Genomic DNA, 2,152 nt, shown 5'->3' with positions numbered 1-2,152 from the left:
GGGGATGGCGATGGCCTGCTGGATTGCGGTGCTGGCGGTGGCCGAAGCCGTACAGCGCGTGTCCCGCGGCACGAAAACCTCTCTCAGCTACTGGGGAATGGTGGCGGCGCACCTCGGGCTGGCGGTGACGATTACCGGCATCGCCTTCAGCCAGAATTACAGCGTGGAGCGTGACGTGCGGATGCGGGCGGGCGACAGCGTGACCATTCACGACTACCGCTTCACCTTCCGGGAGGTGCGGGACATCACCGGCCCCAACTACCGCGGCGGGGTGGCCCTCATCGGGGTGACGCGCCACGGCGAGCCGGAGGCGGTGCTGCACGCGGAGAAACGGCTCTACAACACCAGCCGGATGGTGATGACCGAGGCGGCGATTGACGGCGGGCTGACCCGCGACCTGTACGCCGCGCTCGGGGAGGAGCTGGACAACGGCGCGTGGGCCGTGCGCCTGTACTACAAACCGTTTGTCCGCTGGATATGGGCCGGGGGACTGCTGATGGCGCTGGGCGGGCTGCTGTGCCTGGCGGACCCGCGCTACCGCCGCCGTAAACCATTGACGGAGGCCGGATGAAACGCAACGTACTGTTATTACCGCTGCTGATTTTTCTGCTGATTGCCGCGGCGCTGCTGTGGCAGCTGGCGCGCAACGCGCAGGGGGATGACCCGACGAATCTCGAATCGGCGCTGACCGGAAAGCCGGTGCCGGCGTTCCGCCTGGAATCGCTGGAGACACCGGGTCAGTACTACCAGGCGGAGGTGCTGACGCAGGGGAAACCGGTGCTGCTTAACGTCTGGGCCACCTGGTGCCCGACCTGCCGCGCCGAGCATCAGTACCTGAACCGGCTGGCCGCGCAGGGTATCCGGGTGGTCGGGCTGAACTATAAGGACGACCGGGCGAAGGCGGTGGCCTGGTTAAAGGAACTGGGCAACCCGTATGCGCTGAGTTTATCGGACAGCGACGGGATGCTGGGGCTGGACCTGGGCGTGTACGGCGCGCCGGAAACCTTCCTCATCGACGGCAGGGGGATTATCCGCTACCGCCATGCGGGCGATTTGAATGCCCGGGTATGGGAAAGTGAACTGAAACCGCTGTGGGACAGATACAGCCGGGAGGCGGCGCAATGAGACTGTTACCGGGCATGGTGATGCTGATGCTGGCGCTGGTTATCGCCGGGTCAGCGCGGGCGACCACCGACGTGATGCCGTTTAAAGATGAAGCACAGGAGCAGCAGTTCCGCCAGCTCACGGAGCAGCTGCGCTGCCCGAAATGCCAGAACAACAGCATTGCGGACTCGAACGCGATGATAGCCACCGACATGCGCCGCAGGGTGTATGACCTGATGCAGGAGGGAAAGAGCCGCCAGGAAATCATCGATTACATGGTGGCGCGCTACGGCAACTTCGTCACCTACGACCCGCCGCTGACCCCGCTGACGGTGCTGCTGTGGGTGCTGCCGCTGGCCGCCATCGTGGCGGGCGGGTGGATAATCGTTGCCCGCACGCGCCGGCGGGTGCGTATCAGACAGGACGTCCTGGCTGACGCCATTCCTGCGGCGGGACCACGCGCAGGGGTGGGGGTGTATCTTCCGGGCGTGGTTATGGCGCTGGTCGTGGCCGCCATCAGTTACTCACAGACCGGCAGCTATCAGCAGGTCAGGGCCTGGCAGCAGGCGACGGCGCAGACGCCCGGGCTGCTGGCGCGGGCGCTGGACCCGCAGGCGCAGCCGCTGAATGAAGAGGAGATGGCGCGGCTGGCGCTGGGGCTGCGCACCCGCCTGCAGAATGATGCCGGCAATGTTGAGGGCTGGCTCATGCTGGGGCGCATCGGTATGGTACTGGGTAATGCCGGTACCGCCACCGGGGCGTATGCGAACGCCTGCCGCCTGGACCCGAAAAACCGCGATGCGGCGCTGGGCTACGCGGAGGCGCTGACGCGCTCGTCCGACCCGGAGGATAACCGCCGCGGCGGGGAGCTGCTGCGCCGGCTGGTGAGCCGCGACCACACGGATATCCGGGTGTTAAGCCTGTATGCGTTCAGCGCCTTTGAGCAGCAGCGCTTTGATGAGGCGGTGGCGGCCTGGGAGATGATGCTGAAGCTGCTGCCGGCGGGTGACGCCCGGCGGGCGGTGATAGAGCGCAGTATCCGGCTGGC

Annotated in this window: 3 protein-coding genes; all 3 read left to right on the top strand. The window is 66.4% G+C overall.

Features of this window, described 5'->3' with window-relative positions:
- On the top strand, positions 1 to 571 hold a 571-nt coding region (locus J4614_RS22225; protein WP_238075565.1), incomplete at its 5' end, for a cytochrome c-type biogenesis CcmF C-terminal domain-containing protein.
- The gene (dsbE, locus tag J4614_RS21780) at positions 568 to 1,125 is read left to right on the top strand and encodes a thiol:disulfide interchange protein DsbE (protein ID WP_000828299.1); all 558 of its coding nucleotides are present in this window, start codon (positions 568 to 570) and stop codon (positions 1,123 to 1,125) included. The genes J4614_RS22225 and dsbE, both read left to right, overlap by 4 nt.
- The coding region (locus J4614_RS21775; RefSeq protein ID WP_208293310.1) for a cytochrome c-type biogenesis protein CcmH at positions 1,122 to 2,152 on the top strand (1,031 nt) is incomplete at its 3' end. The genes dsbE and J4614_RS21775, both read left to right, overlap by 4 nt.

Source organism: Salmonella sp. 32031103-2018-00083-FB-01-SM-01, from assembly GCF_017571995.1.
GTDB lineage: Bacteria > Pseudomonadota > Gammaproteobacteria > Enterobacterales > Enterobacteriaceae > Salmonella > Salmonella enterica.
The sequence above is the reverse complement of the archived record's forward strand: the minus strand, read 5'-3'. Positions and strand labels throughout refer to the sequence as shown.